Consider the following 25956-nt stretch of genomic DNA (forward strand, 5'->3'; position numbering starts at 1 on the left):
GTCAAATTTGCAGGGAATTTTCGTCGAAACATGGCATGTTAAGGTTCTGGAAACCTTTATGACCACAAGCTTACCGGAACGCTGGCGGCGCTCCGGACGACCGTGGAGGAGCCATGCCGGGCGACGACTGCAAGACGGGCGACGTGATCTCGATGGAGCGTTTTCTCGCGGCAAGACGGTTTCGGGCGGGCGGGATCGTCGAAAGCTACTGGCAGGCCCTGCGCGGGCCCCGTGTGATGCCCGCCCGGGCCGAGATCGACCCGCGCGGCATCGAGGACGCCCTCGATTACGCCTTCATCGGAGAACGCATCGCACCGGGCCATGTCCGGCTTCGCGTGGCCGGCAGCCATCTGAGCGACCTCATGGGCATGGAGGTGCGCGGCATGCCGCTGTCGAGCTTCCTCTCGGCCGCTGCCCGGCCCGCCCTGGTCGACGTCCTCGCGCGTGTGCTGGACACGCCGGCCATGGCAACCGTCACGCTGGTGTCCGCCGCCGGGTTCGGGCGGCCCCGGCTCGACGCGCAGCTCAGGCTGCTGCCCCTCGAAAGCGACCTCGGAGCGCCGAGCCGCGTGCTCGGCAGCCTGGAGGCCGATGGCGCGATCGGCCGCGCGCCGCGGCGCTTCGACATCGCCGACACCGTGCTGGAGCCGCTTCTGGGGGGAACGCCCCTGCCCCGCGAGGGCGATCCCGCGCCCGCCGCGCCGGACGCGTGGACCGAAGCCGCCCCGCCGGATGCGGACGGTCACGGCCTGTCGGAAGACGCGGGCGCCTACACCCCGCCGCCGCGACGCCACGGTGCACCGCATCTGCGGCTCGTCAAGACAGAGCGCGAGGACTGAGAGCGGGCCGGCGCGGGCACCCAAGGCCGCGTCAGACCGCGCGCACGCGCTCCGGGTCGCGCAGGCGGGTCAGCTCCTCGGAGACGAGGAAGGCCAGTTCGAGCGACTGGCTCGCGTTCAGCCGCGGATCGCAGGCGGTGTGATAACGGGAAGACAGATCGCTTTCCGTCACCGCGCGCACGCCGCCCGTGCACTCCGTCACGTCCTGGCCCGTCATCTCGAAATGCACCCCGCCGGGGACGGTGCCTTCGGCCGCGTGCACGCCGAAGAACTCCCGCACTTCGCGCAGCACCGCGTCGAAGGGGCGCGTCTTGTAGCCCGAGGCCGACTTGATGGTGTTGCCGTGCATCGGGTCGCAAACCCAGAGCACCTTGGCGCCCTCTTCCTCCACCGTCCGGACGAGGCGCGGCAGGTGCTCGCCCACCTTGCCCGCGCCGAAGCGCGCGATAAGCGTCAGCTTGCCGGGTTCGTTCTCGGGGTTGAGCGTGCACAGGAGCCGCTTGAGATCGTCGTCGGTCATCGTCGGGCCGCACTTGAGGCCGACCGGGTTCAGCACGCCGCGCGCGAACTCGACATGCGCGCCGTCGGGCTGGCGGGTGCGGTCGCCGATCCAGATCATGTGGCCGGAGCCGGCAAGCCAGTTGCCGGAGGTCGAATCCTGGCGGCAGAGCGCCTCCTCGTATTCCAGCAGCAGCGCCTCGTGGCTGGTGTAGAAATCCACCGTGTGCAGCGTGTGCGCCTGGTCGCTGCTCACGCCCGCGGCGCTCATGAAATCGAGCGCGTCGGAAATCCTGGCGGCCATATCGCGGTATTTCGCGGACTTCTCCGACTCCGTGAAGCCAAGGGTCCACTGGTGCACCTGGTGCACGTCCGCGTAGCCGCCGGTCGAGAAGGCGCGCAACAGGTTCAGCGTGGCCGCGGCCTGCGTGTAGGCCTGAAGCATCTTCTGCGGATCGGGCACCCGCGCCTCGGGCGTGAAGGCAAGCTCGTTGACGATGTCACCGCGGTAGGAGGGCAGCTCCACCCCGTCCTGCACCTCGACCGGCGCGGAGCGCGGCTTGGCGAACTGGCCGGCCATCCGGCCCACCTTCACCACCGGCACACGCGCGGCATAGGTCAGCACGACGGCCATCTGCAGCATCACCTTGAAGGTGTCGCGGATGAGATCGGCGCTGAACTGCTCGAAGCTCTCGGCGCAGTCGCCGCCCTGAAGCAGGAACGCCTCGCCGCGGGCCGCGGCGCCGAGCTGGGCCTTCAGGCGCCGCGCCTCTCCCGCGAAGACGAGCGGCGGATATTTCGCGAGCTGCGCCTCCACCGCGGCCAGCGCCTCGGGATCGGTGTAGTCGGGCATCTGCACCCGGGGCTTCTCGCGCCAGCCGGATTTCCGCCAGTCCGCCATGGTCTCTCTCCACGTCGCTTGCATCGCAGTTGGGGATACTTACATGACCGGTGACACCAGGGCCAGTGACGAAATCCGGCGGGCCTCTCTTGACGCTCGCTCGCGAAACCGGCCAATTGGACCGACGAACGCGACAGTCGCTGTCGCGCCAGCCAACCAGCCGAAGCGCCATCATGCAGACGTCCCGCCAGATAGTTGCGATTGAAACCGTTCCCGCGAAACCGCGGCGGTTCGTCTTCGTCCCGCTCGAGAATTTCTCGCTGCACTGTTTTTCCTCGGCGGTGGACTGCCTGCGCATCGCCAACCGCATGGCCAACCGAACGCTCTACAGCTGGAAGGTGATCGGCGAGGGTGGAGAGGCGGTGACCTGCTCGGCCGGCATCAGCTTCCGGCTCGAGGGCGATCTGGAGGAACTCTCGCGCGACGACACCGTGATGATCTGCGGCGGCCTCGACGTGCGCGACGCGACGACACGGCGGCTGCTCAACTGGTTGCGCCGGGAGGCGCGCAAGGGCCTGCCTGTAGGCGGGCTCTGCACGGCGAGCTACACGCTCGCCACGGCGGGGCTTCTCGATGGCAAGCGCGCCACGATCCACTGGGAGAACCAGGACAGCTTCGCCGAGGAGTTCGACGAGGTCGCGCTCACGAAGTCGATCTTCGTGATCGACGGCAACCGCATGACCACGGCGGGCGGCACCGCGTCCATCGACCTGATGCTCAAGCTCATCGCCAACGATCACGGCGAGGAACTGGCCAACGCGGTCGCGGACCAGCTGATCTACTCCTCGATCCGCACCGATCAGGACACGCCGCGCCTGTCGATCCCCACCAGGATCGGCGTGCGCCACCCCAAGCTCAGCCAGGTCATCCAGATGATGGAGGCCAACATCGAGGAGCCGATCAGCCCCGCGCTCCTCGCGCGCGAGGTCGGCATGTCGACCCGGCAGCTCGAGCGGCTGTTCCGGCGCTACCTCAATCGCTCGCCCAAGCGCTACTACATGGAACTGCGCCTCCAGAAGGCGCGCAACCTGCTGATGCAGACCGACATGAGCGTGATCAACGTGGCGCTGGCCTGCGGTTTCGCCTCGCCCTCGCATTTCTCGAAATGCTACCGGGCGCATTACGACACCACGCCCTACCGCGAGCGCGGCACCCACGCGGCGCGCCTGTCGATCTGAAACCGTTGAGGCGCGTGCCCGGCACGCACCCTTGCCGGGATCACTCCCCCGGCGCGGGCGTCATGCGGTAGATGGCGCCGTTCGCCTCGGAAATGAACCAGATCGCGCCGTCGGGGCCTTCGGTCACGTCGCGGACGCGCCGCGTCTGGGGCGTGGCGATGCGCTCCGCCTCGGCGAGCGGGCGGCCGCCCACGCGCACCAGGAAGTCCGAATTGAGCGAGCCCGCGAAGATGTGCCCGCGCCATTCCGGCCAGAGCGCGCCGGAGTAGATTGCCATGCCCGACGGCGCGATGGAGGGATCCCAGTAGAATTCGGGCTGTTCCATGCCCGGCTTCGACGTGCCCTCGCCGATCCTCGCGCCCGAGTAATGCCGCCCGTAGGAAATCACCGGCCAGCCGTAATTGGCGCCGGGTTCGATGCGGTTGATCTCGTCCCCGCCCCGCGCGCCGTGCTCGTGCACCCAGAGAGTGCCGTCGAGGTCGAGCGACGCGCCCTGCGGGTTCCGGTGGCCGTAGGACCAGATCTCGGGCTGCGCGCCCTCGACCGCGACGAACGGGTTGTCGGCCGGAATGCTGCCGTCGCGCGCGATGCGAAGGACCGAGCCGTTCTCGACGGACAGATCCTGGGCCGAGGGCCGGTCCCCCCGATCGCCCACGGTCACGAAGATGTGCCCGTCGGGCGCCTCGACGAGGCGGGAGCCGAAATGCCGCCCGCCGCTGCTGCCCGGCGTAAGCTTGAACAGAGTCCGCACGTCCTCAAGCCGCGTGCCGTCCTCGGAAAGCCGCCCGGCGCCCACGGCCGTGCCCGCGCCGCCCCGCTGCGGCGCCGCGTAGGTGAAAAGAAACTCTCGCGTCTGGGCGAAATCACGCGGCACCATCACGTCGAGGAGCCCGCCCTGCCCCGTCACCGCGATCTCCGGCAGGCCCGTCACCTCGCGGCGGGTTCCGTCCGCACCGATGATCCAGAGCCGCCCCTCGCGCTCGCTCACCACGAACGCGCCGTCCGGCAGGAAATCGAATGACCAGGGCGTTCCGAACCCGTCCGCCACGAGGGCGATGTCGGCGGGGCCGGCCGCGGTGTCGGTGCGTTCCGCACCGGCATGGGCCGCGAGGCCCAGAGCGAGGGCGAGGGAAAGGGCGATTGTCCGACGCATGGGAGCCTCCTGTCCTGCCCGCGAAGATATAGGCGCGCCCGGCGCCGGGACCAACCGGTCGTCGCGGCGGCGGACGCCTCGCCGATCCCGCTTTCCTTTTGGTTTCAGGGTCCCTAGATTGCGCGCGGACAAACTGGTCCAGCAAGGGAGACGGACATGAAAAAGCTTGTGATGGCGACGGCCGCCGCGGCGCTGGCCGCGGGCGCGGCTGCAGCCGAGGATGTTCCGATCGGCGTGATCCTGGGCTTCACCGGGCCGATCGAATCGCTCACCCCTCACATGGCGGAAAGCGCCGAACTGGCGATGACCGAGGTCAACGAGAGCGGCGCCTTCCTCGACGGCCATACCCTCGTGCCGGTGCGCGCGGATTCGACCTGCATCGACAGCGCCGCCGCCACCGCCGCGGCAGAGCGCCTCATCACCACCGACGGCGTGGTGGCGATCATGGGCGCCGATTGTTCGGGCGTGACCGGCGCGATCCTGTCCAACGTGGCCGTGGCCAACGGCATCCCGATGGTCTCGCCCTCGGCCACCTCGCCCGCGCTTTCCACGGCGGAAGACAACGGCCTGTTCTTCCGCACCGCGCCCTCCGACGCGCGTCAGGGTCAGGTCCTCGCCGACATTCTGGCCGACAAGGACATCACCGAGGTCGCGGTCACCTACACCAACAACGATTACGGCAAGGGCCTCGCCGACGCCTTCGCCGCGGCCTTCGAGGAGGCGGGCGGCACCATCACGCTGGCCGCGCCCCACGAGGACGGCAAGGCCGACTACTCGGCCGAAGTGGGGGCGCTCGCCTCCGCGGGCGGCGAGGTGCTCGCGGTGCTGGGCTACGCCGACCAGGGCGGCAAGGGCGTGATCCAGGCCGCGCTCGACTCGGGTGCCTTCGACACCTTCATGATGGGCGACGGCATGTTCGCCGACAGCCTGATGGACGATCTCGGCCGGGACATGGAAGGTTCCTTCGGCGCGGTGCCGTGGGCCGAGGGCGAGGGCACCGAAGCCTTCAACGCGATCACCGAGGCCGCGGGCATCAACGGCGAAAGCTCCTTCACCCGCGAATCCTACGACGCCGCGGCGCTCATCGCGCTGGCCATGCAGGCCGGCGGCGCGGCGACCGCCGAGGCCGTGGCCGCGAACCTGATGGATGTGGCCAACGCACCGGGCGAGCCGATCCTGCCCGGCGAGCTGGCCAAGGGTCTGCAGATCCTGGCCGACGGCGGCGAGGTGGACTATGTCGGCGCGTCGGCGGTGGAGCTGATCGGCCCCGGCGAGGCCGCGGGCACCTACCGCGAATACACCGTGACCGACGGCGATTACGAAACGGTACAGTTCCGCTGAGCCGAAAAGCCTGATAACCGGACGGACAGCCCGGGAGCCTGCGCTTCCGGGCTGTTCCAATAACGCGAGAGCCGCGACCGCGCGGCCGGAGGGGCACCTCCCATGATCAAGGTCGAGAACCTGCACAAGCACTTCGGCGGCTTTCACGCCGTCGACGGCGCGTCGCTGGGGATCCGCCCGGGGTCCATCACCGGGCTCATCGGGCCGAACGGGGCCGGAAAGACCACGCTTTTCAATGTGATCGCGGGCGTTCTTTCCCCGACGTCCGGGCGCGTGACGATGGACGGCGAGGACATCACCGGGCTGCCGCCGCATGTCCTTTTCCACAAAGGGCTTCTGCGCACCTTCCAGATCGCCCACGAGTTCCATTCCATGACCGTGCGCGAGAACCTGATGATGGTGCCGGGCGGGCAGTCGGGCGAGGCGCTCTGGAACACCTGGTTCCGTCGCGGCCGCATCGCCGCGGAAGAGCATGCGCTGCGCGAAAAGGCCGACGAGGTGCTCGCCTTCCTGACGATCGACCACCTCGCCGACGAGCGCGCGGGCAACCTGTCCGGCGGGCAGAAGAAGCTTCTCGAGCTCGGCCGCACGATGATGGTGGAGGCGAAGGTCGTCTTCCTCGACGAGGTGGGGGCCGGCGTGAACCGCACGCTTCTCAACACCATCGCCGACGCGATCGAGCGGCTGAACGCCGAGCGCGGCTATACCTTCGTGGTGATCGAGCACGACATGGATTTCATCGGCCGCATCTGCGAGCCGGTCATCTGCATGGCAGAGGGCAAGGTGCTGGCAGAGGGCACGCTTGACGAGATCAAGGCCGACGAGCGGGTGATCGAGGCCTACCTGGGCACCGGCCTCAAGAACAAGGCCGCCGCGGGGGCGCAGGCATGAGCGGCGCGGGCTATGACGGACGCGGCAACCGCGACCGCTCGATCACGAAGACTGCCGAGCCCGTCGGTTCGGACGTGGCCGACAACCGTGGCGCCACCCCGGTCCACAGCCGCGACGCCTTCCTGATCGGGGACGGGATGACCGGCGGCTACGGGCGCGGCGCGGACATCCTGCACGACTGCACCATCTCCGTGGACAAGGGCCAGATCGCGGTGATCGTGGGCCCCAACGGCGCGGGCAAGTCCACCGCGATGAAGGCCGTCTTCGGGATGCTTGACATCCACACGGGCTCCGTCCGGCTCGACGGCGAGGACATCACGCGGCTGACGCCGCAGGCGCGGGTGCGCCGGGGCATGGGCTTCGTGCCGCAGAACGCCAACATCTTCACCTCGATGACCGTGGAAGAGAACCTGGAGATGGGTGCCTTCATCCGCACGGACGACTATTCGGGCACCATGGAACAGGTCTACGAGCTTTTCCCCATCCTGAAGGAGAAGCGCCGCCAGCCCGCCGGAGAGCTCTCGGGCGGGCAGCGCCAGCAGGTCGCGGTGGGCCGCGCGCTCATGACCGAGCCCAAGGTGCTGATGCTCGACGAGCCCACGGCGGGCGTCTCGCCCATCGTGATGGACGAGCTTTTCGACCGCATCATCGAGGTGGCGCGCACCGGCATCAGCATCCTGATGGTGGAGCAGAACGCCCGCCAGGCGCTCGCCATCGCCGATCGCGGCTACGTGCTGGTGCAGGGCCGGAACGCCTATACCGGGACCGGCGAGGAGCTTCTCGCCGATCCCGAGGTGCGGCGCAGTTTCCTGGGGGGCTGAACGATGGACTTGCTGAACGCGCTCGTGGCGCTCTCCAACTTCGTCCTGGTGCCCGCCATCGCCTATGGCAGCCAGCTCGCCCTGGGCGCGCTGGGGGTGACGCTGATCTACGGCATCCTGCGCTTCTCGAACTTCGCCCATGGCGACACCATGGCCTTCGGCACGATGGGGGTGATCCTTGCCACCTGGTGGCTGCAGGGGCTGGGCGTGAGCCTTGGCCCGCTGCCCACGGCGCTTCTGGCCCTGCCCTTCGGCATCGCCGCCTGCGCGGCGCTGGTGCTCGCCACGGACCGGGTGATCTACCGCTTCTACCGGGCGCAGCGCGTGACGCCGGTGATCCTCGTGATCGTCTCCATGGGGGTGATGTTCGTCTACAACGGGCTCACCCGCTTCGTCATCGGCCCCGACGACCAGCGCTTCGCCGACGGGGCGCGTTTCATCATCTCGGCGCGCGACTTCCGCGACATGACGGGCCTCGACGAGGGGCTCGCGATCCGCACGAGCCAGGGCATCACGGTGCTCACCGCCATCGTCGTCGTGGCGGCGCTCTTCTGGTTCCTGAACCACACCCGGACCGGCAAGTCGATGCGGGCCTATTCCGACAACGAGGACCTCGCGCTTCTGTCGGGCATCAACCCCGAGCGCGTGGTGATGGTCACCTGGCTTCTCGTGGCGGCGCTCGCCACGGTGGCGGGCACGCTTTACGGGCTCGACAAGTCCTTCAAGCCCTTCACCTACTTCCAGCTTCTCCTGCCGATCTTCGCCGCCGCCATCGTGGGCGGTCTCGGCAGCCCGGTGGGCGCGATCGCGGGGGGCTACATCATCGCCTTCTCGGAGGTGATGATCACCTATGCCTGGAAGAAGGTGCTGGGCTACCTCCTGCCCGAGCCGCTGGCGCCCGACGGGCTCGTCCAGCTTCTGGTCGTGGACTACAAGTTCGCGGTCAGTTTCGTGATCCTGGTGATCGTTCTGTTGTTCCGGCCCACGGGCCTCTTCAGGGGGAAAGCGGTATGAGCGACACGACACGCACCGTGGCGATGTTCCTTGGGGTGGCCGTGCTCATCCTCGGCACCGGATTCGTGCAAAGCTGGAACAGCGCGCTCATCATCCTCAACATGGGGCTCGTCTCGGCTGTCATGGCGCTCGGCGTGAACCTGCAATGGGGCTTCGCCGGGCTCTTCAACGTGGGCGTGATGGGGTTCGTGGCGCTTGGCGGGCTGGCCGCTGTTCTGGTCTCCATGCCGCCGGTGGGCGAGGCCTGGGCGGCGGGGGGCCTGCGCATCCTCGGTGCGCTGGCATTCGCGGCGGCGGCGGTCGCCGCGGCGGTGCTGGCATGGCAGCGGATGAAGCCGGGGCAACTCCGCGCCTTCACCGTCTTCGCGATCCTGATCGTCTCCTTCTTCGTCTATCGCGGGATCTTCGATCCGGCGAAGGAGGCGGTGGAGGCGGTGAACCCGGCCGCCACCGGCTATCTCGGCGGGCTGGGTCTTCCGGTCCTGCTCGCATGGCCCGCGGGCGGTCTGCTCGCCGCGGGCGCGGCCTGGCTAATCGGCAAGACGGCGCTGGGGCTGCGCTCGGACTACCTCGCCATCGCGACGCTGGGCATCGCGGAAATCGTCATCGCGATCCTGAAGAACGAGGACTGGCTGGCGCGCGGCGTCAAGAACGTGATCGGCCTGCCCCGCCCGGTGCCCTACGAGATCGACCTGCAGAACGATCCCGGCTTCGTCGACCGCGCCATGTCGATGGGCCTCGATCCGACGACGGCCTCCTCGCTTTACGTGAAGCTGCTCTACGGGGGGCTCTTCGCCGTGGTGCTGGTCGTGCTGCTGGTGCTCGCGCAGCTCGCGCTCAACTCGCCCTGGGGCCGGATGATGCGCGCGATCCGCGACAACGAGACGGCCGCCCGCGCCATGGGCAAGGACGTGACCCGCCGCCACCTGCAGGTCTTCGTGCTGGGCAGCGCGATCTGCGGGGTGGCCGGGGCGATGATGACAACGCTCGACAGCCAGCTCACGCCCGGAAGCTACCAGCCGCTGCGCTTCACCTTCCTGATCTGGGTGATGGTGATCGTGGGCGGCTCGGGCAACAATTTCGGGGCCGTGCTGGGCGGCTTCGTGATCTGGTTCCTGTGGGTGCAGGTGGAGCCGATGGGCCAGTTCGTGATGGAGGCGGTGACCTCCGGCATGGACGAGACGAGCCCGGTCCGCGCGCATCTGATGGACAGCGTGGCGCATATGCGGCTGCTGACCATGGGGGTCGTCATGCTGTTGATGCTGCGCTTCGCGCCGCGGGGCCTGCTGCCGGAGCGCTGAGAAACGCGAACGCCCGGACCGATCGGTCCGGGCGTTGCGGGTGGCCTTGGCATGGTGACGCCAGGCCGATGTCAGGCGGCGAGGCCCAGCTTGTAGACGTGGATCTCGAAGGTGGGGTGCTGCTCTGCCCCCACGACGCCTTCACGGTAATGGCGGAAGGTCGAGCGCCAGTAGGGCTGGATGATGACGCCCTCGTCGCGCATGATCGTCTCGAGCTTCGCCATCGTCTCGCGCCGGGTCTCGGCATCCGCGATCGACAGCGCCTCGGCGAGGGCCGCGTCGAACTCGGCGTTCGAAAAGCCCGACTCGTTCCACGGCTCGCCCGACCGGTAGGCCAGCGCGAGCACCTGCACGCCGAGCGGGCGCTGCGCCCAGTCCGTGGTGGAGAACGGATACTTCGCCCAGTCGTTCCAGAACGTGCTGCCCGGCAGGATCGTGCGCCGGACCTTGATCCCCGCGTCGCGCAGCTGTGCCGCCGCCGCGTCGGAGGTGTTGCGGCGCCAGTCGTCGTCGATGGAGATGAGCTCATGCTCGTAATCCATCATCCCCGCCTCTTCCATCAGCGCGGCGGCCGCGGCGGGATCATGGGTCGAGGGACCGATATCCGCGTATTCGGGATGGATCGGGCAGACATGATGGTTTTCAGCCACCGTGCCCCGGTCGGAATAGCCGAGCGACAGGCACACGCTGTTGTCCACCGCGAGCGCGAGCGCGCGCCGCACGCGCGCATCGCCATAGGGCGTGGCCCCGTCCACCACGGCCTGCTGGTTCGGCCGGATCACAAGGGTGTTCGCCGTCACCGCCTCGGATTTCACCCAGCCGATCGCGTCGAGGATCTCGATGAAGTCGCCCAGGCTTTCATACAGCATGTCGACCTCGCCGGAGTCCGCCGCGGCGACGATGGAGGACTGGTCGGTGCCGAAATCGATGTACTCGATCCGGTCGAGGGCCGCCTCGCCAATGACCCCCTTGCCCCACCAGTCGTGGTCCTCGTTCTTCACCATCACGGCCCGTATGCCCACCTGGAATTCCTCGGGCAGGTAGGGGCCGGTGCCCTTGGGGGGATCCAGCGGATCGCCGGAAAAATCCTGCGGGACGATGGCCGCGGGGTAGTCCGAGAAGCCCGCGATGAGCGTGATGTCCGGCGTCTGGAGGTTGAGCCGCACGGTCAGCTCGTCCACCACCTCGACCGCGCCGTCGCGCGCCTCGCCGGTCTCGTCGTCGATGAGCGAAGAGACGCGGCTGGCCATCGAATTGCCCTCGACATTGCGTTCGGCCCAGCGGCGGATGTTGAAGGCCACATCCTCTGCGGTGAAGGCGCTGCCGTCGTTCCAGGTCACGCCGGGGCGGACGCGGAGCGTGTATTCGGTGGCGTCCTCGTTCACCTCCCAGTCTTCCAGCAGGATCCCGCGGAACGTGCCGTCGCGGTTATACTCGACAAGGTATTCGAGCCATCCGCGGGTGAAGTTCGACATCTGCGGCCAGTCGTAGCTTCGCGGATCCTTCAGCGCCTTGACCGTGCTCTCGATGCGGAGCGTGCCGCCCTCCTGCACCGCCGGCTGGGCGGCCGCCGGCGCATCGAGGCCCAGGAGCGCGTAGGCCGTCGGCGCGGCCACGCCGAGCGCGGTGGCGCGGGTCAGGAACTCGCGGCGTGAGAGCTTGCCTTCCGCAACCTCCCGCGCGTGCATGTGCGCTGCGGGATGAACGGAACGGGACGTGGTGTGCATCATGGCACAAGACCTCCGGGTCATTGACGAAAAATCGGGGAATGCGCCCCTCGGGGCGCGGGCATCGCACATGGTTTTCGGCTGCGGCCCGACCAACATGTCGGACGAAAGGCGATGCGTGGATAGCTAAGCAGAAATCGCCGGTCGGGTGCAAGCGCTGGCGCGCCTCAGCGGCCCCGAAAGAGCCCGCCCAACAGGCCGCGCACGATGCGCCGGCCGCTGGTGCCCGAAAGCTCGTCGATCACCGCGCGGTGGAGCGCCTCGCCAAGCGTGTCCGGCGCGGCCCGCCGGGCGGGACGCGAGGTGGAGCGGCTCACCCCGCCGCCCTTGTAGCGTCGCGCGGCGTTGAACTCGCGCGCCTGCGCGTCCTCCCGGTCCGCGGCGCTCTCGGCCGCCTCCGCCTCCGCCGCCGCGGCTGCGGCGCGCGCGGCCAGCATCTCGTGCGCCGAGGGGCGGTCGACCGCCCTGTCGTAGCGCCCGGCCACCGGCGACGCGGCGATCGTCGCGGCGCGCTCGGCCTCCGTGATGGTGCCGAGGCGCGAGGATGGCGGCCGGATCAGGGTGCGCTCCACCATGCCGGGCACACCCTTCCTTTCCAGAAACGACGTCACCGCCTCGCCCACGCCCACCTCGCGGATCGCGGTGGCGGTGTCGAAGGCCGGGTTTTCGCGGTAGGTCTCCGCCGCGTGCCGGAGCGCGCGCCGGTCCCGCGCGGTGAAGGCGCGCAGCGCGTGCTGCACCCGGTTGCCGAGCTGGCCCAGGATGTCCTCGGGGATGTCGTCGGGGTTCTGGGTCACGAAATAGACGCCCACGCCCTTCGACCGGATGAGCCGCGCCACCTGCTCCACCTTATCGACCAGCGCGCGGGGGGCGTCGTCGAACAGCAGATGGGCCTCGTCGAAGAAGAAGACGAGGCGCGGCTTCTCGGGGTCGCCGACCTCGGGCAGTTCCTCGAAGAGCTCCGACAGAAGCCAGAGCAGGAAGGTCGCGTAAAGCCGGGGCGCGCGCATCAGCCGGTCGGCCGTCAGGATCGAGATCCGCCCGCGCCCGTCCGCATCCACCCGCATCAGCTCCGCGAGGTCCAGCGCGGGTTCGCCGAAAAGCTGCGCGCCGCCCTGATCCTCGAGCCCCAGAAGCCGCCGCTGGATCGCCCCGATGGAGGCCGGCGCGACATTGCCGTAGCGCAGCGAAAGCGCCGCCCTGTTCTCGCCCACGAAGACGAGAATCGATTGCAGGTCCTTGAGGTCGAGAAGCGGCAGCCCCTCCTCGTCGGCCAGACGGAAGGCGATGTTCAGCACCCCTTCCTGCGCGTCCGAAAGATCGAGAAGCCGGGACAGCAGCAGCGGCCCCATCTCGGCCACGGTGGTGCGGACCGGATGGCCCTTCTCGCCGTAAAGGTCCCAGAACGTCACCGGGAAGGCCTCGTAGCGGTAGTCGGAAAACCCGATCGTCGCGGCACGCTCGGTGAAGGCGCCGTGCAGCTTCGCCGTCTCGGAGCCCGCCTGCGAAAGCCCCGCCAGATCGCCCTTCACATCGGCGAGGAAGACCGGCACGCCCGCCGCCGAGAACCCCTCCGCCATGATCTGAAGCGTCACGGTCTTGCCGGCGCCGGTGGCCCCGGCCACGAGCCCGTGACGGTTCGCATAGCCGAGATCGAGATACTGCCGCACGGCGTGCCCCGCCCCGCCGCCGCCCATGAAGATCTTTCCTCCCATGGCGCCCTCACCTCCGCTGCCCCGAAAACTGTCATTTGCGGCCACAGTGTCTTAACCATTCCCCCGCATAGTGGGAAGTGTTCGAGGCCCTGGCTCCCCCGGGGCTTCGGCGGACTTCCTCCCTGTCAGACTGGCCGCGCCCTCGGGCGCGGCTTTTTTCATTTCCTTGGAACGTTTTCCCGCCCTGGATTGCCTGTTGACGGAAGCCCGGTTACTTCGTAGCGTCCCCACCAATGACTAAGTCGGCCAGTCCGACGGGGAGTGAACTGGGAAGGGGCCTTCGGGCCCCTTTTCGCGTGGGCGGGCAGGTTGCGGAAATCCGCGCCGTGGAGCCGGGCGGCCCGCGATGCCCCCTGACAGGGCTCGGGGAGCGTGCTATGCGCCGACGCAGAAATCGACGCAACACGGGAATCCCTTCATGCCAGACTACTTCCGCACCCTGCCCTTCCTGGCCTTCATGGCGCTCGCCGCGCCGCTGGCCGCCCAGGAGGACGCGGACGCCGGCGGCGAGAGCGCCCAGCCCGGCGCCGACCTGAGCCTCGGGGAGTCCGACGCCGGGCAGACCTATGTCGCCGCGACGAACGACGCCTGGGAAGTGCAGTGCGTGCGCACCGAGGGGCAGGAAGATCCCTGCACGATGTACCAGCTTCTGATGGATCCCAACGACAACGCGGTTGCCGAGATCAGCCTCTTCCGCCTGCCCGAGGGCGGGCGCGCGGTCGCCGGCGCGACGGTCGTGGTGCCGCTGGAAACGCTTCTGACGGAGCAGTTGCGCATCTCTGTCGATGCGGGCGAGGCCAAGCGCTACCCGTTCTCGGTCTGCACCCAGGTCGGATGCTACGCGCGCATCGGCTTCACCGAGGCGGACGTCGCCGCCTTCAAGCGGGGCGCGGCGGCGACGCTCTCGATCGTGCCCTTCCAGGCGCCGGACCAGACCGTGTCGGTCGAGATGTCGCTGTCGGGGTTCACGGCAAGCTTCGACGCGCTGCCCGCCATCGACAACTGAGTCCCCAGGGCGCGCGCCGCCGCTCAGGCGGCGCCGAGCCCCTCCAGAACGGCGCGCGCCGCGCGGCGCCCCGGCGGGGGGCCGCCGCGGCCGAGCCGGTCCATCGTCACCGCCATGGCCGCGCGCTGCGGTTCGGGATCGTCGAGCACGGTGCAAAGCGCGTCGGCGATCGGCCCGGGCCTGCACTGCGTGCCGATGAATTCAGGCACCACGCGGGTCTCGGAGACGAGGTTCACGAGGTTGACGGAGTCGGTGACCAGCATGCGCTGGATGATGGCGCGCGAGACAAGGCCCATGTCATAGGCCACGACCATTGGCGTATCGGCGGCGGCCAGTTCCAGCGACACCGTGCCCGAGGCGGCCAGGGCCGCGTCCGCCGCCGCGAAGGCCGCGCGCTTTTCCGCCGCCGGATCGTCCGCGCCGCGCGGGTCCAGAAACACCGGCGCGCCCGGCCAGTCCCGCACGGTCGCGGCGGCCATCTCGGCGACCGCGCCCGCGGCGGGGACCACGAGGCGCGTGTCGGGCCGCGCTGCGGTCACGCGCCGCAGCACCTCGCCGAAGACGGGCGCGAGCCGTGCCACTTCGCTTCTGCGCGAGCCCGGCAGCACCAGAAGCAAGGGCGCCGCGCCGATGCCGTGGCGGGTACGGAATTCCGCGGCCTCCGCAAGCGTGGCCTGCGGGTCGGTCACGACCGGGTGACCCACGAAATCGCAGCGCATGCCCGCGGCCTCCATGTAAGGCGGCTCGAACGGGAAGAGGGCAAGCACCTGGTCGACATGGGCGGCCATCTTCGCGGCCCGGCCCGGCCGCCACGCCCAGACCGTGGGCGCGACATAGTGGACCACGCGGATATCGCTCATCTCCTTGACGAGCTTCGCCACGCGCAGGCTGAACTCGGGCAGGTCGATCGTGACCAGCACGTCAGGCTTCGCGGCAACGACGGCCTCGGCGGTCTCGCGGATGCGACGTTTCAGCTGGCGGTATTGCGACAGGATCTCGACGATTCCCATGATCGAGATCTCGTCCATGGGAAAGAGGCTTTGCAGCCCGCGGGCGAGCATCCCCTCGCCCCCGATCCCCTCGAAACGGACATCCGGCACAAGCTCGCGCAGACCGTCCATCAGCGCGGCCCCGAGCCGGTCGCCCGAGGGCTCCCCGGCAGTCACGAAGACGCGCATCAGGCGGCCCTTTCGCGCACCCAGAGGAACAGCCCCGCCGCGTCGAGGATCTCCACGACCCGGTCGCGCTCCAGCACCAGCACGCCGTCGGCCTCGATCACGATGCCGGAAAGGCCCGCGCGCAGCGCGCCCTCGGCCGTGGCCGGGCCGATGGTGGGCAGATCCACCCGCCGATCCTGGTGCGGCTTCGGCACCTTGTAGAGGATGCCGGCCCGCGCGCCGGGCGGGCGCCCGTCCTCGCCGCCCAGCCAGTCGGCCGCCACGCCGAGCGCATCGCCCACCATGTCGGCGCCCCAGCTCAGCGGATCGACAGCCTCGGAGGTGGGCGGCGGGATCGGCCGCGCGAGCCGCGCCAGCATGGCGTCGGTGCCGTCCGGCCCTTCGCGCGCGATCTCGTGCTCTCCGGCCACGACGCAGGCCTGGCCCACATCCGCCGCGGCCATTTCGGCCACGACGCGCGCACCGATCCGCGCCTCGGCCTCGGTGCCGGGGGCGGGGCGCGACCGCGTCGGGACACCCGCCTCGGGCAGAAGCGACGGCGCGGCCTCGTGGGCGCCGAGCACGGTGAAGCCCTGCGCCTCGAAGATCGCCACCGCGCCGCGCAGCGCCCCGTCATCGCCGCGGCCGAGCGCCTCCATCATGACGGGCACGAGCGGCATGGTCGCCGCGTCGATGGCGGCGGGGTCCATGCGCGGACGGCGGATCGCGCCGCAGAAACACACCTGCGTCACGCCCTTGCCCCGGAGCGTTTCCAGCATCGTGCCGAGATGTTCCAGCCGGAAGGTGATGTCGGCGGCGATCCCGTCGGGCGGAAAACCCTCCAGCGCGCAGACCAGCGGGCGCTCTGCCTGCGCCTCCGCCACGGCCCGGGGCAGCGCCCCCTCCCCCGCGATCAGTGCCAGCATCCTCGCGCCCTCTCAGCCCGGTGTCAGGAAGGACCGGTCACTGCCGGCCAGGACGAAATCCACGATCTGGCGGACATAGTCGCTCGCCGTCTCGTCGCCCAGCCGGCGCGCGCGGTCCTGGAACGCGCCTTCGCCCTGCGCGAGCATCTGGAACGCGGCCCGCAGCGCGGTGATGTCGTCGCGCGACACGCCGCGGCGCTTCAGCCCGACCAGGTTCAGCCCGTCGAGCCTGCCCCGCGGCGCCTGCACCAGGCCGTAGGGGATGACGTCGTTCGTCACCATGGTGACCGCGCCGATGATCGCGCCCTCGCCGATGCGCACCCACTGGTGCACGCCCGAAAGCCCGCCCACGATCACGTCGTCCTCGAGCACGCAATGCCCGGCGAGCGCGGCATGGTTCACGAGGATCACCCGGTCGCCCACCTGGACGTCATGGGCGACGTGGGCGCCGGCCATGAAAAGCCCGTCGTCGCCCACCCGCGTGACGCCTCCGCCGCCCTCGGTGCCGGCGTTCATGGTGACATGCTCGCGGATCCGGTTCCGCGCCCCGATCTCGAGCCGCGTGCGCTCGCCCTTGAACTTCAGGTCCTGCGGGATCTCGCCGATCACGGCAAAGGGAAAGATCGACGTCCCGGCGCCGATGCGCGTGTCGCCCGTGACGACGACATGGGACTTCAGCTCCACCCCCTCGGCGAGGCGCACCTCGGGGCCGACATGGCAGAACGGTCCGATCGCGCAGCCGGCGGCGATCACCGCGCCCTCTTCCACCACGGCGGAGGGATGGACGCGCGCCTCGGGCGAGATCGACATCAGCCCGCGCTCCCCTCGATGTCCATCATGGCCGAGAACTCGGCCTCGGCGGCCAGTTCGCCCGCCACCTCGGCGCGGCCCTCGAATTTCCAGACCTTGCCGCCGGGCCGGCCGCGCAGCGTGCGCAGGCGCATTTCAACCACGTCGCCGGGCACGACCTTGCGCCGGAACTTGCACTTGTCGATCCCCATGAAATAGATAAGCATTTCCTTGTCCGCGAGGTCGAGCGACGTGCCCACCATCACCGCCGCCGTCTGTGCCATCGCCTCGATGATCGTGACGCCGGGCATGATCGGCTGGCCGGGAAAATGGCCCTGGAAATGCGGCTCGTTCATGGTGACGTTCTTCAGCCCGAGCGCCGAACTGGTCCCGTCGATCTCCACGACCCGGTCCACCAGGAGGAACGGGTAGCGGTGCGGCAGGATGCGCTGGATCAGCTGGATGTCGGCAGTCGCGAGCTCGGTCATTCTCTCTCCCCGGGCGATTTGTTCCTCCCCTAGCAAGGGGGGCGTGGCGGGACAAGCTGGGCTAGTCGCGGTCGCCGTCGGCGCCGGGAGCGGACGGCGTCTCGGCCGTGTCCCCGGGCGGCGGCGCCTCGGGCAGGGACGGCGCGGCCGGGTCATCGGCAGAGAGCCCGTCACCGATTTCCGCGTCGATACGCGCGATCGCCTGATCGGTGACGTCGATCACCTCCGCGCTCATGAAGATGGATCCACGCTCGAGGATCACCGCCGCTCCGGCCTCGCGCATCAGCCGTTCCAGCACCGGTTGCGCGGCGGCCAGGAACGCCCGGCGCGCCTCCTCGTTGCGCAGCGAGAGCATCCGCGCCTTCCCGTCCTGCTCCCGGCGGATGCGCTGCACCTTCTCGTCGAACGCATCGGCCAGCGCGCGAAACTCGTCGGGCGCAAGCGTCTCGCGCTGCTCGGTGAGGCGTTGTTCCTCGGCGGTGAGTTCGGTCTCGATGCGGCGGTTCTCGGCGGCAAGGTCCGCGCCTTGCCGCTCGAGCTCTTCGGTCACTCGCCGACCGAAGGCAGACTCCGCGAAAAGCCGCTCCGGTTCCACCGTCAGGATCGGGCTCTGAAGACGCGCGGGCGCAGAAAAGGGCTGTTGCTGCGCCGCGGCCCACGGCACCCAGGCCAGCGCCGCCACGAGCAGCGCGGCGAGGGAGCGGCTCAGCCCGCGGGCCATGCCCTCAGAACTGGGTCTGGATGGTGAAATCGAAGTTCTGCGTCTCGTCGAAGGGTTTCTTCTGCAACGGCTCCGAAATGTTGAACCGCAGCGGCCCGATCGGCGTGTCCCAGAAGATCGAGACGCCGATGACGGACCGCACCGTGAAATCCTCGTAGAGGACATCCGGCGAGCTGGTGTCGAGCCCCCAGAGCGACCCCACGTCGTAGAACACGCCGCCCGAGATGCCGTATTCCTCGGGCAGGCCGAGCGGAAACTCGGCCTCCAAGCGCGCAACGGCGTATTTGTCGCCGCCAAGCGCGTCGTCTGTCGTGGCCGTCACTTCGCGCGGGCCGATACCGTCGGTGGTGAAGCCGCGCAGGCGCCGGGGGCCGAGGAAGAAGCGGTCGGTCACGCGGCTCGATCCGTCGCTGTAGTTCAGCACGCCGCCTTCCAGCGTGGCCCGCAGCGTCACTTCCTCGCGCAGGATGCGGGTCTGCGCCACCGCCCGCGCCGTGGTGCGCACGAAGGTATCGTCGCCGCCGAGCGCGGCGAAGTCCTGGCCGAATTGCAGAAGGATGCCCGAGTTCGGGTCGAGCCCCGTGCGGCGGGTATCGTAGCTGTAGGTGTAGCCGACGGAGCTGTTGAAGACCTCGCCGCGATCCGCCTCGTCCTGGATGAGCGGTCCGACCGCGGAAGGATCGTCGAGCGAGATGTCCGAGCTTTCGGCGGTGTAGCGCACCTGAAGCCGCCCATTCTCGGAGACGGGGAAAGTGAAGGACGGCTGAAACCGCCCGATCGCGGTGTCGTAGCTGGACAGGAAGCTGTCCGTTTCCCGGTAGGAAAGTTCGAGATCGAAGCGCAGGTCGCGGCCCAGGAAGGCGGGCTCGCCGAAGGTGAAGGAATATTCCTGGTTCTCGTCGGTCGTGGACAGCTGGAAACCGATGCTCTGCCCACGTCCCAGGAAGTTGCGCTCGCGGAAGCCGACGGTCGCGCCCAGCCCGCCCTCCGTGGAGTAGCTGGCGCCGAAGGAGATCGAGCCGGTCGGCTGCTCCTCGACGTTCACGTCGATGATGACCTGATCCTCGGAACTGCCCTCGCGGGCCTCCACCTCGGCGTCGGCGAAAAGCCCGAGCGCGCGGATCCTTTCGGCGCTCTGGCGGATCTCGCGCGGGTTGAACGGATCGCCCTCCACCGCGCCGAACTGCCGCCGGATCACGCGGTCGAGCGTGGCGGTATTGCCCTCGATGTCGATACGCTCGACAAAGATGCGTTCGCCGCGCACGAGCGCGAAGTCGATGTCGAGCGTCAGGTCGCGGTCGTTGCGGACGACGCGCGGCTCGACCCGCACGAAGTTGAGCCCCTCCTGCACCGCGAGCCGCTCCAGCCGGGCGATGTCGCGCTCGACGTCGAGCGGCGAATAGACGGAGCCGGGGCGTGTCCGAAGCGCCGCCTGGAACAGGTCCGGATCGACATCGGGCAGGTCCGACGAGACGGTCAACTCACCAAAGCGGAACTGCTGTCCCTCCTCGACGTTGAAGGTCACGAAATAGGCGTCGCGCTCCTGCGACAGCTCGGCGTTGACGGCCGTGATGCGGAAATCGACGTAGCCCCGCGATTGGTAGAAATCGTTCAGGAGCTGCCGGTCGAACTGGATCCGGTCTTCCACGAAGATGTCGGAGCGGATGATCGCGCGCAGAAGGCCCGCCTGCTTCGTGCTCAGCACCCGCCGCAGGCGGCGGTCGGAATAGGCCTCGTTGCCCACGATCCCGATCCGCTCGATCTCGATCACGCCGCCCTCGAAGATCTCGAAGACGAGGTCGACGCGGTTGTCGCTGCGCTCGATCAGGCGGGGGCGCACCGTGGCGGCCAGGCGCCCGTCGACGGCGTAGGCTTCGGCGATGCGCGCCGCGTCGCGTTCCGCCTGCACGGGGCTGTAGACCCGGCGGGATTGCGATTCCACGGCCTGCGCAAGCGCCTCGTCGTCGAGCCGGCGGTTGCCCTCGAAGGCGATGCGGTTGATCGTCGGGTATTCGTCCACCACGATCACGAGCTCGCTGCCCCGCGGGATGATTTCCACGCTTTCGAACAGACCGGTCTGAAGAAGGCGGCGATTGGCGGCGTTGATCTCTCCGGCGGTGACGGTCTCGCCGCGGGGGATCCCCGCGTAGCTCAGGATCGTGCCGGGCTCGATACGCTGGTTGCCCTCGATCGTCACCGAGGCGAAGCTGTAGGTCTGCGCGCCCGCCGGCAACGGCGCGACGAGAAGCGCGGCCGCAAGCGTCAAAGGCAGCGCGATAGACGCCTTGAGGGCGGGGATTCTGCCGCTGCCCGTCGCTTTATCGCCCTTTACAGCGAACACCCGTGTCACGCTCATGCCGCCACCCGTCCAGACGCCCCATTTGGTAGTTGTGGGTATAGCGATTGCGGGATGTTGTCAAAGCGCGGAACCGGTTTCGGTGACAGCCCGGCGCAAGCGTTGCCGCAAGGGCGCGCCCGGCGTCGGAACGCGCCGGCGCGGGGCATCGAACACGCCGTCCAGAGCTGTCAGAGAGTTGCGAGAAACGCCCCCAGCATCAGGCCGAGAAGAATCGCCGCCGGGAACAGCAGACGATCCCAGCTGAGTCTGAGAAGCAGGCCAAGCCCGCGCGTATCGATGCTGTGCAAGTGCATGGGTCCGCTCCTTGCAAGGTTTCAAGCCTCCACAGAAGATCAGGAAAATCTGGCAGGAGTTGGACCGTTTCGGGGCGGCTTTTCAACAGGCCGCCCCGACCGCAGGGATCAGGGGCAGAAGATGTCGTTGGTCAGCGCGAACGCCATCAGCCCCAGGATCAGCACCAACCCGGCCCCCATCAGGACCTGCAATGCCTGATCGCTCGGCGGACGCCCGGCCACGGCCTCGTAGGCGTAGAAGACGAGGTGACCGCCATCCAGCACCGGGATCGGGAAAAGGTTGAGCAGCCCGACCGCCGTCGACAGCACCGCGATGAACCAGATGAAGCTCGTCGCGCCCTGGGCCGCCATGGCGCCCGAGGTTTCGGCGATCCCCACGGGCCCCGACAGATTGCAGGTCGAGATCGCCCCCGTGATCATGTGCCACAGACCGGAAAGCGACCCCTGGATGATGGTCGCGGTCTGGGCGACACCCGAGGTGAAGGCCTCCACCGGGCCAACGATTTCCGTCGCCGGCTCAAAGGCCAGCCCGCCGACGATTCCGATGCGCCAGTGCGTGACGAAGCCGCCGTCGGGTTGCGGCTCGTCCATGCGCTTGGGCGCAAGGGTCATCTCCATGGTCTCGCCCGCGCGCCAGACGGTCAGCGAAAGTTCCGCGCCGTCGGAACTTTCGACGACCTCCCTGAGCTCTTCGAAGGCGACGATCGGCTCCCCCTCGACGGCGGTGACGACGTCGCCGGCGCGCAACCCGGTCTCGAAGGCGGCCGAGCGCGGTATCACCTGCGTGACCACGGGCGGATAGGGATAGGGCCCCTCCACGACCATGTCCGACCCGTCGCGGCGCACGCGGAAATCGATCAGCGCCTCGCGGGGCACGTTGTCGGCGAAGGACTGGAACCCCTCGGGGGTGTCGAAGGCCGGCGGGGGCGTGCCCGCGATCGCGAGGATCTCATCGCCCTCCTGCAGCGCGCCGGCCACCGGAAGCTCGCGGATCTCGCCCACCGTGAGGGGCTCCACCGGCGCGCCGCGCAGCATGAAGACGCCGGTGAAGATGAGGATCGAGAGCGCGAAGTTGAACGCGGGCCCCGCCGCAACGGTGAGCGAGCGCGCCCAGAGCGGCGCGCCGGCCATCGTGTGGCGCTTCTCTTCCTCGTTCATCCGGGACAGTTTCTCGGGGTCGGTGCCGCTTGCCGCGTTGGCGTCGCCCTTGAACTTGACGTATCCGCCAAGCGGCAAGGCTGCGATCTGCCAGCGCGTCCCGCGCCGGTCCATGCGCGTGAAAAGCACGGGGCCGAACCCGAGCGAGAAGACCTCCGCCTCGATCCCGGTCCAGCGGCCGACGATGTAGTGGCCGTACTCATGGATCGCCACGATCACCGAAAGCGCCACCACGAAGGCCAGAAGTGTCCAGAGAAGCCCGCCGAATTGCGGGACGAGAGAGATGAAATCCACGTGTCAGCCCCTATGCCGCTCGTTCCGTCATGACCCTCTCGGCCTCATCCCGGGCGAGATGGTCTGCCGCGAGCACCTTATCAAGGTCCATCGCGGCGTCATTGTGACCAAGGCGGGCACAAACCCTGTCGAGAACCTCTTCGACGACGCCCGCCATGCCGGTGAAGCCGATCCGCCCCGCGAGGAACCCGTCGAGCGCGCATTCCTTGGCCGCGTTGAAGGCCGCGCCCGAAAGGCCGCCCGCCGCCATCACGTCGCGCGCGAGACGCAGCGCGGGGTAGCGCGCAAGATCCGGCGCCCGGAAGGTCATCTGCCCGATCGCGGCCAGGTCCAGCCGCGCGACCGGCAGCGCGCGCCGCTCGGGCCAGTTGAGCGCATAGCCGATGGCGTGGCGCATGTCGGGCGGGCCGACATGCGCCATGAGCGCCCCGTCCGCGAAGCCCACCAGCGCATGGATGAGCGATTCCGGGTGGATCACGACCTCGATCCGCTCGGGCGGCATGCCGAAGAATTCCTTCGTTTCAATGACCTCTAGGGCCTTGTTGAACATCGACGCGCTGTCGATGGTGATGCGCTGGCCCATGTCCCAGTTGGGATGCGTCGCCGCTTCGGCAGGCGTGGCGTGGGCCAGCCGTTCCAGCGGCCAGTCCCGGAACGCGCCGCCCGAAGCGGTGATGATGACGCGCTCCACCGCCGCCATGTCCTCGCCCACGAGCGCCTGGAAGACTGCCGAGTGTTCGCTGTCCACCGGCAGGACGCGCGCGCCGTGGCGCTGCGCCGTGGCCATCACCAGCGGGCCGGCGCAAACCATGCTTTCCTTGTTGGCCAGCGCCAGTGTCGCGCCCTGCCCCAGCGCCGCAAGGCCGGGAGCAAGCCCCGCCGCGCCCACGATGGCGGACATCACCCAGTCCGCCGGCCGCGACGCGGCCTCCACCAGCGCGCCCTGCCCCGCGGCGGCCTCCACGCCCGAGCCCGCAAGCGCGGCGCGCAGGCCCTCCAGAAGATCCTCGTGGGCCGTCACCGCGATCTCGGCCCCGAGCCGCCGCGCATCCTCGGCCAGCCGCGCGACGTTGCGCCCGCCGGTGAGCGCCACGACATCGAATTCCCCGGGCGCGCGCGCTACCAGATCGAGCGTGTTCTGCCCGATCGAGCCCGTGGCGCCCAGAACGCTGATCCGCCGCATCACGAGCCCCCCGGAAGCGCCGTCAGGGCCCTGAGGGCGAGGACCATGACCGCCGCGCCGATCATCGCGTCGAAGCGGTCCATGAGCCCGCCATGCCCCGGCAGGAGCGCGGAACTGTCCTTGACGCCGACATGGCGCTTCAGCGCGCTTTCGGCGATGTCGCCGGCCTGCGCCGCGACGGCGACGGCGACCGAGACGGCGGCGAGCGCCGCCCCCGCGCCCGTCGACCCGGCGAAGGCCAGCCCCGCGAGCGCAGCGGCCGCCCAGCCGGCAACCGTGCCGGACCAGGTCTTCTTCGGGCTCACCCGCGGCCAGAGCTTCGGCCCGCCGAGCCGCCGCCCGGCGAAATAGCCTGCCACGTCGCTCGCCACGACGACAGCGACGAGCCAGAAGACCGCGATCGCGCCCCCATCGGCCCGCAGATGAAGCAGGCTCGCCCCGGCCAGCATGAAAAGCAGCGTGAACACTGCCGCGAGCGGGCCACGCGGGCCGAGAAGCGCAAGGATGGCGACGGGCGGCGCGAGAAGCAGCGCCGCCGTGGCCCAGCCCGGCAGCGCCGTGGCCGCCGCGGCAAGCGCGAGCGCCGCGGCCGCGCCAAGCGCCGAGGCGGTGCCCGGCCGACCGGGCGCCAGCATGCGCGCAAGCTCCCAGGTCATGCCGCCCGCGAGAACCGAGACCAGAAGCGTGAAAAGCACGCCACCCGCCCAGAGCGCCACCGCGCCGGCGGCGGCCAGCGCGGCGGCGGTGCCGATCCGGACGGACAGGTCGTCCCAGATACCGGCGGTGCCGCTCATGCCCGCACCGCGCCGAAACGGCGATCCCGCGCGGCGAAGGCGCGGATCAGCCGCCCGAACTCCGCCTCGGTGAAATCCGGCCAGAGCGTGTCGATGAACTCGTATTCGGAATAGGCCGATTGCCACAGCAGGAAGTTGGAGATGCGCGCCTCGCCCGAGGTGCGGATGACCAGGTCGGGATCAGGCAAGACGCAGGTGTCGAGGTATCGCGGCAGCGTCTCCTCGTCGACGTCCGCGGGTTTCAGCCGTCCCGCCGCGACGTCCTCGGCCAGCCGCCGCGTGGCGCGGGCCACCTCGTCGCGCCCGCCGTAATTCAGCGCGATGGTCAGGTTGGTGCCGGCGCAGCCCGCGGTCAGAAGCTCGAGCTCGTCCATCAGTTCGACCAGCTTGTCGTCGAGCCGCACCCGGTCGCCGATGAACCGCACGCGCACGTCATTGGCCAGAAGCGCGCGCGCCTCGCGCCGGATGTAGCCGCGAAACAGGTTCATCAGGCCCGAGACCTCGATCTGGGTCCGCTTCCAGTTCTCCGTGGAAAACCCGAAAATCGTCAGGTACTTCACCCCGTAACGCGGGCAGGACTCGACGATCTCGCGCACCCGGCGGGCGCCGGCGTGGTGCCCGTAAAGGCGCGGGCGCCCGCGCATGGTCGCCCACCGGCCGTTGCCGTCCATGATGATGGCGACGTGGTGCGGGCCCGGCATCAGGGCGCTGTCTGCGGCGTCCTCGGCCATGCGCCCTTTTCTCTCAGACCTGCATGATCTCGGACTGCTTGCTCTCGAGCGCCTCGTCCACGGCCTTGGTGTAGCGATCGGTGAGGCCCTGCACCTCGTCCTCCCAGAGCTTCTGGTCGTCCTCGGGCATGCCCTGCGCCTTGGCCTTCTTGATCTGGTCCATGCCGTCGCGGCGGATGTTGCGGATCGAGACGCGCGCGTGCTCGGCATACTGCGCGGCCACCTTTCCCAGTTCGCGCCGCCGCTCCTCGTTGAGTTCGGGGATCGGCAGCATGATGATCGTGCCGTTGAGCTGCGGATTGATGCCGAGGCCGGATTCGCGGATCGCCTTCTCCACCTTGCCGACGAGCGACTTGTCCCAGACGTTGACGGTGATCATGCGCGATTCCGGCACGTTGACCGTGCCCACCTGGTTGATCGGCGTCTTCTGGCCGTAGGCCTCGACCATCACGGGCTCCAGCATCGAGGCCGAGGCGCGCCCGGTGCGCAGGCTCGCGAATTCGGTGCGGAGCGAGGACATCGCGCCCTCCATGCGGCGTTCGAGGTCTGCGATGTCGATCTCTAGGTCTTCTTCGGACATGTGCTCTTCTTCTTCGCTGGAAGCTGATGCTCGACGCGTATACTCCGCCACGCGCCGTTTTGTATAGGCGTCGGCGCGAAAAGTTGCGCCGCCGCCGC

At 69.2% G+C, this 25956-nt stretch carries 24 protein-coding genes; 8 read left to right on the top strand and 16 right to left on the bottom strand.

The window, feature by feature from the left end; translation table 11 throughout:
• The first annotated feature begins 113 nt into the window (after positions 1-113).
• Complete coding sequence (locus AB6A65_RS10895; protein WP_371038410.1) at positions 114-839, top strand: PAS domain-containing protein; 726 nt, start codon at positions 114-116, stop codon at positions 837-839.
• A gap of 31 nt (positions 840-870) precedes the next feature.
• Here AB6A65_RS10895 and AB6A65_RS10900 read toward each other — a convergent pair whose 3' ends face one another.
• Positions 871-2238: a class II 3-deoxy-7-phosphoheptulonate synthase gene (locus AB6A65_RS10900; RefSeq protein ID WP_371038411.1), complete on the bottom strand. Its 1368-nt coding sequence runs from the start codon at positions 2236-2238 to the stop codon at positions 871-873.
• A 173-nt stretch (positions 2239-2411) separates the two neighbouring features.
• On the opposite strand from AB6A65_RS10900, the gene AB6A65_RS10905 reads away from it, so the two are divergent.
• A complete protein-coding gene (locus AB6A65_RS10905) occupies positions 2412-3416 on the top strand; it encodes a GlxA family transcriptional regulator (protein ID WP_371038412.1) in 1005 nt (334 codons plus the stop codon).
• Between the two features lie 40 nt (positions 3417-3456).
• Here AB6A65_RS10905 and AB6A65_RS10910 read toward each other — a convergent pair whose 3' ends face one another.
• Positions 3457-4569: a PQQ-dependent sugar dehydrogenase gene (locus tag AB6A65_RS10910; protein WP_371038413.1), complete on the bottom strand. Its 1113-nt coding sequence runs from the start codon at positions 4567-4569 to the stop codon at positions 3457-3459.
• 156 nt (positions 4570-4725) lie between these two features.
• Between AB6A65_RS10910 and AB6A65_RS10915 the strand changes: the two genes are divergently transcribed.
• The 5 genes from AB6A65_RS10915 (at position 4726) to AB6A65_RS10935 (ending at position 9937) form a co-directional block, all read left to right on the top strand.
• Positions 4726-5910 (top strand): ABC transporter substrate-binding protein, encoded by a 1185-nt coding sequence (locus AB6A65_RS10915; protein ID WP_371038414.1) that lies wholly within the window; start codon positions 4726-4728, stop codon positions 5908-5910.
• 102 nt (positions 5911-6012) lie between these two features.
• Positions 6013-6801 carry an ABC transporter ATP-binding protein gene (locus AB6A65_RS10920; protein WP_371038415.1) on the top strand — a complete coding sequence of 263 codons (789 nt, stop codon included), beginning with the start codon at positions 6013-6015 and terminating at the stop codon, positions 6799-6801.
• On the top strand, positions 6798-7622 hold the full coding sequence (locus AB6A65_RS10925) for an ABC transporter ATP-binding protein (RefSeq protein WP_371038416.1): 825 nt from the start codon (positions 6798-6800) through the stop codon (positions 7620-7622). Before AB6A65_RS10920 ends, AB6A65_RS10925 begins: the two co-directional genes overlap by 4 nt.
• 3 nt (positions 7623-7625) lie before the next feature.
• Positions 7626-8636: a branched-chain amino acid ABC transporter permease gene (locus tag AB6A65_RS10930; protein WP_371038417.1), complete on the top strand. Its 1011-nt coding sequence runs from the start codon at positions 7626-7628 to the stop codon at positions 8634-8636.
• Complete coding sequence (locus AB6A65_RS10935) at positions 8633-9937, top strand: branched-chain amino acid ABC transporter permease (protein ID WP_371038418.1); 1305 nt, start codon at positions 8633-8635, stop codon at positions 9935-9937. The genes AB6A65_RS10930 and AB6A65_RS10935 overlap by 4 nt, the downstream gene beginning before the upstream one ends.
• A gap of 71 nt (positions 9938-10008) precedes the next feature.
• Here the strand turns inward: AB6A65_RS10935 and AB6A65_RS10940 are convergent, their stop codons facing one another.
• The gene (locus tag AB6A65_RS10940; RefSeq protein WP_371038419.1) at positions 10009-11667 is read right to left on the bottom strand and encodes an ABC transporter substrate-binding protein; all 1659 of its coding nucleotides are present in this window, start codon (positions 11665-11667) and stop codon (positions 10009-10011) included.
• Between the two features lie 164 nt (positions 11668-11831).
• Positions 11832-13379, bottom strand: a complete 1548-nt coding sequence (locus AB6A65_RS10945; protein ID WP_371038420.1) for a helicase HerA-like domain-containing protein — start codon at positions 13377-13379, stop codon at positions 11832-11834.
• A gap of 418 nt (positions 13380-13797) precedes the next feature.
• Between AB6A65_RS10945 and AB6A65_RS10950 the strand changes: the two genes are divergently transcribed.
• A complete protein-coding gene (locus tag AB6A65_RS10950; protein ID WP_371038421.1) occupies positions 13798-14385 on the top strand; it encodes an invasion associated locus B family protein in 588 nt (195 codons plus the stop codon).
• Positions 14386-14408: 23 nt separating this feature from the next.
• Here the strand turns inward: AB6A65_RS10950 and lpxB are convergent, their stop codons facing one another.
• The 12 genes from lpxB to frr form a co-directional block, all read right to left on the bottom strand.
• Positions 14409-15563 (bottom strand): lipid-A-disaccharide synthase, encoded by a 1155-nt coding sequence (gene lpxB, locus AB6A65_RS10955; protein ID WP_371038422.1) that lies wholly within the window; start codon positions 15561-15563, stop codon positions 14409-14411.
• A complete protein-coding gene (locus AB6A65_RS10960; RefSeq protein WP_371038423.1) occupies positions 15563-16468 on the bottom strand; it encodes an LpxI family protein in 906 nt (301 codons plus the stop codon). The genes lpxB and AB6A65_RS10960 overlap by 1 nt, the downstream gene beginning before the upstream one ends.
• A gap of 12 nt (positions 16469-16480) precedes the next feature.
• Entirely contained in the window at positions 16481-17278 is a 798-nt protein-coding gene (lpxA, locus tag AB6A65_RS10965; protein ID WP_371038424.1) for an acyl-ACP--UDP-N-acetylglucosamine O-acyltransferase, read from the bottom strand.
• Positions 17278-17745, bottom strand: a complete 468-nt coding sequence (fabZ, locus tag AB6A65_RS10970; RefSeq protein ID WP_371038425.1) for a 3-hydroxyacyl-ACP dehydratase FabZ — start codon at positions 17743-17745, stop codon at positions 17278-17280. Before fabZ ends, lpxA begins: the two co-directional genes overlap by 1 nt.
• 61 nt (positions 17746-17806) lie before the next feature.
• Positions 17807-18466: an OmpH family outer membrane protein gene (locus AB6A65_RS10975; protein ID WP_371038426.1), complete on the bottom strand. Its 660-nt coding sequence runs from the start codon at positions 18464-18466 to the stop codon at positions 17807-17809.
• A gap of 4 nt (positions 18467-18470) precedes the next feature.
• Positions 18471-20822, bottom strand: coding sequence for an outer membrane protein assembly factor BamA (gene bamA / locus AB6A65_RS10980; protein WP_371038427.1), 2352 nt, complete (start codon positions 20820-20822; stop codon positions 18471-18473).
• A gap of 170 nt (positions 20823-20992) precedes the next feature.
• Positions 20993-21118 (bottom strand): hypothetical protein, encoded by a 126-nt coding sequence (locus AB6A65_RS10985; RefSeq protein ID WP_371038428.1) that lies wholly within the window; start codon positions 21116-21118, stop codon positions 20993-20995.
• A gap of 108 nt (positions 21119-21226) precedes the next feature.
• Entirely contained in the window at positions 21227-22570 is a 1344-nt protein-coding gene (rseP, locus tag AB6A65_RS10990; protein ID WP_371038429.1) for an RIP metalloprotease RseP, read from the bottom strand.
• 10 nt (positions 22571-22580) lie between these two features.
• Complete coding sequence (gene dxr / locus AB6A65_RS10995; RefSeq protein ID WP_371038430.1) at positions 22581-23753, bottom strand: 1-deoxy-D-xylulose-5-phosphate reductoisomerase; 1173 nt, start codon at positions 23751-23753, stop codon at positions 22581-22583.
• Positions 23753-24547, bottom strand: coding sequence for a phosphatidate cytidylyltransferase (locus tag AB6A65_RS11000; RefSeq protein WP_371038431.1), 795 nt, complete (start codon positions 24545-24547; stop codon positions 23753-23755). Before AB6A65_RS11000 ends, dxr begins: the two co-directional genes overlap by 1 nt.
• On the bottom strand, positions 24544-25278 hold the full coding sequence (uppS, locus tag AB6A65_RS11005) for a polyprenyl diphosphate synthase (protein WP_371038432.1): 735 nt from the start codon (positions 25276-25278) through the stop codon (positions 24544-24546). Before uppS ends, AB6A65_RS11000 begins: the two co-directional genes overlap by 4 nt.
• Positions 25279-25291: 13 nt before the next feature.
• On the bottom strand, positions 25292-25858 hold the full coding sequence (frr, locus tag AB6A65_RS11010) for a ribosome recycling factor (RefSeq protein WP_371038433.1): 567 nt from the start codon (positions 25856-25858) through the stop codon (positions 25292-25294).
• Positions 25859-25956 lie beyond the last annotated feature (98 nt).

The organism is Rhodosalinus sp. FB01, assembly GCF_041365715.1.
Lineage (GTDB): Bacteria > Pseudomonadota > Alphaproteobacteria > Rhodobacterales > Rhodobacteraceae > Rhodosalinus.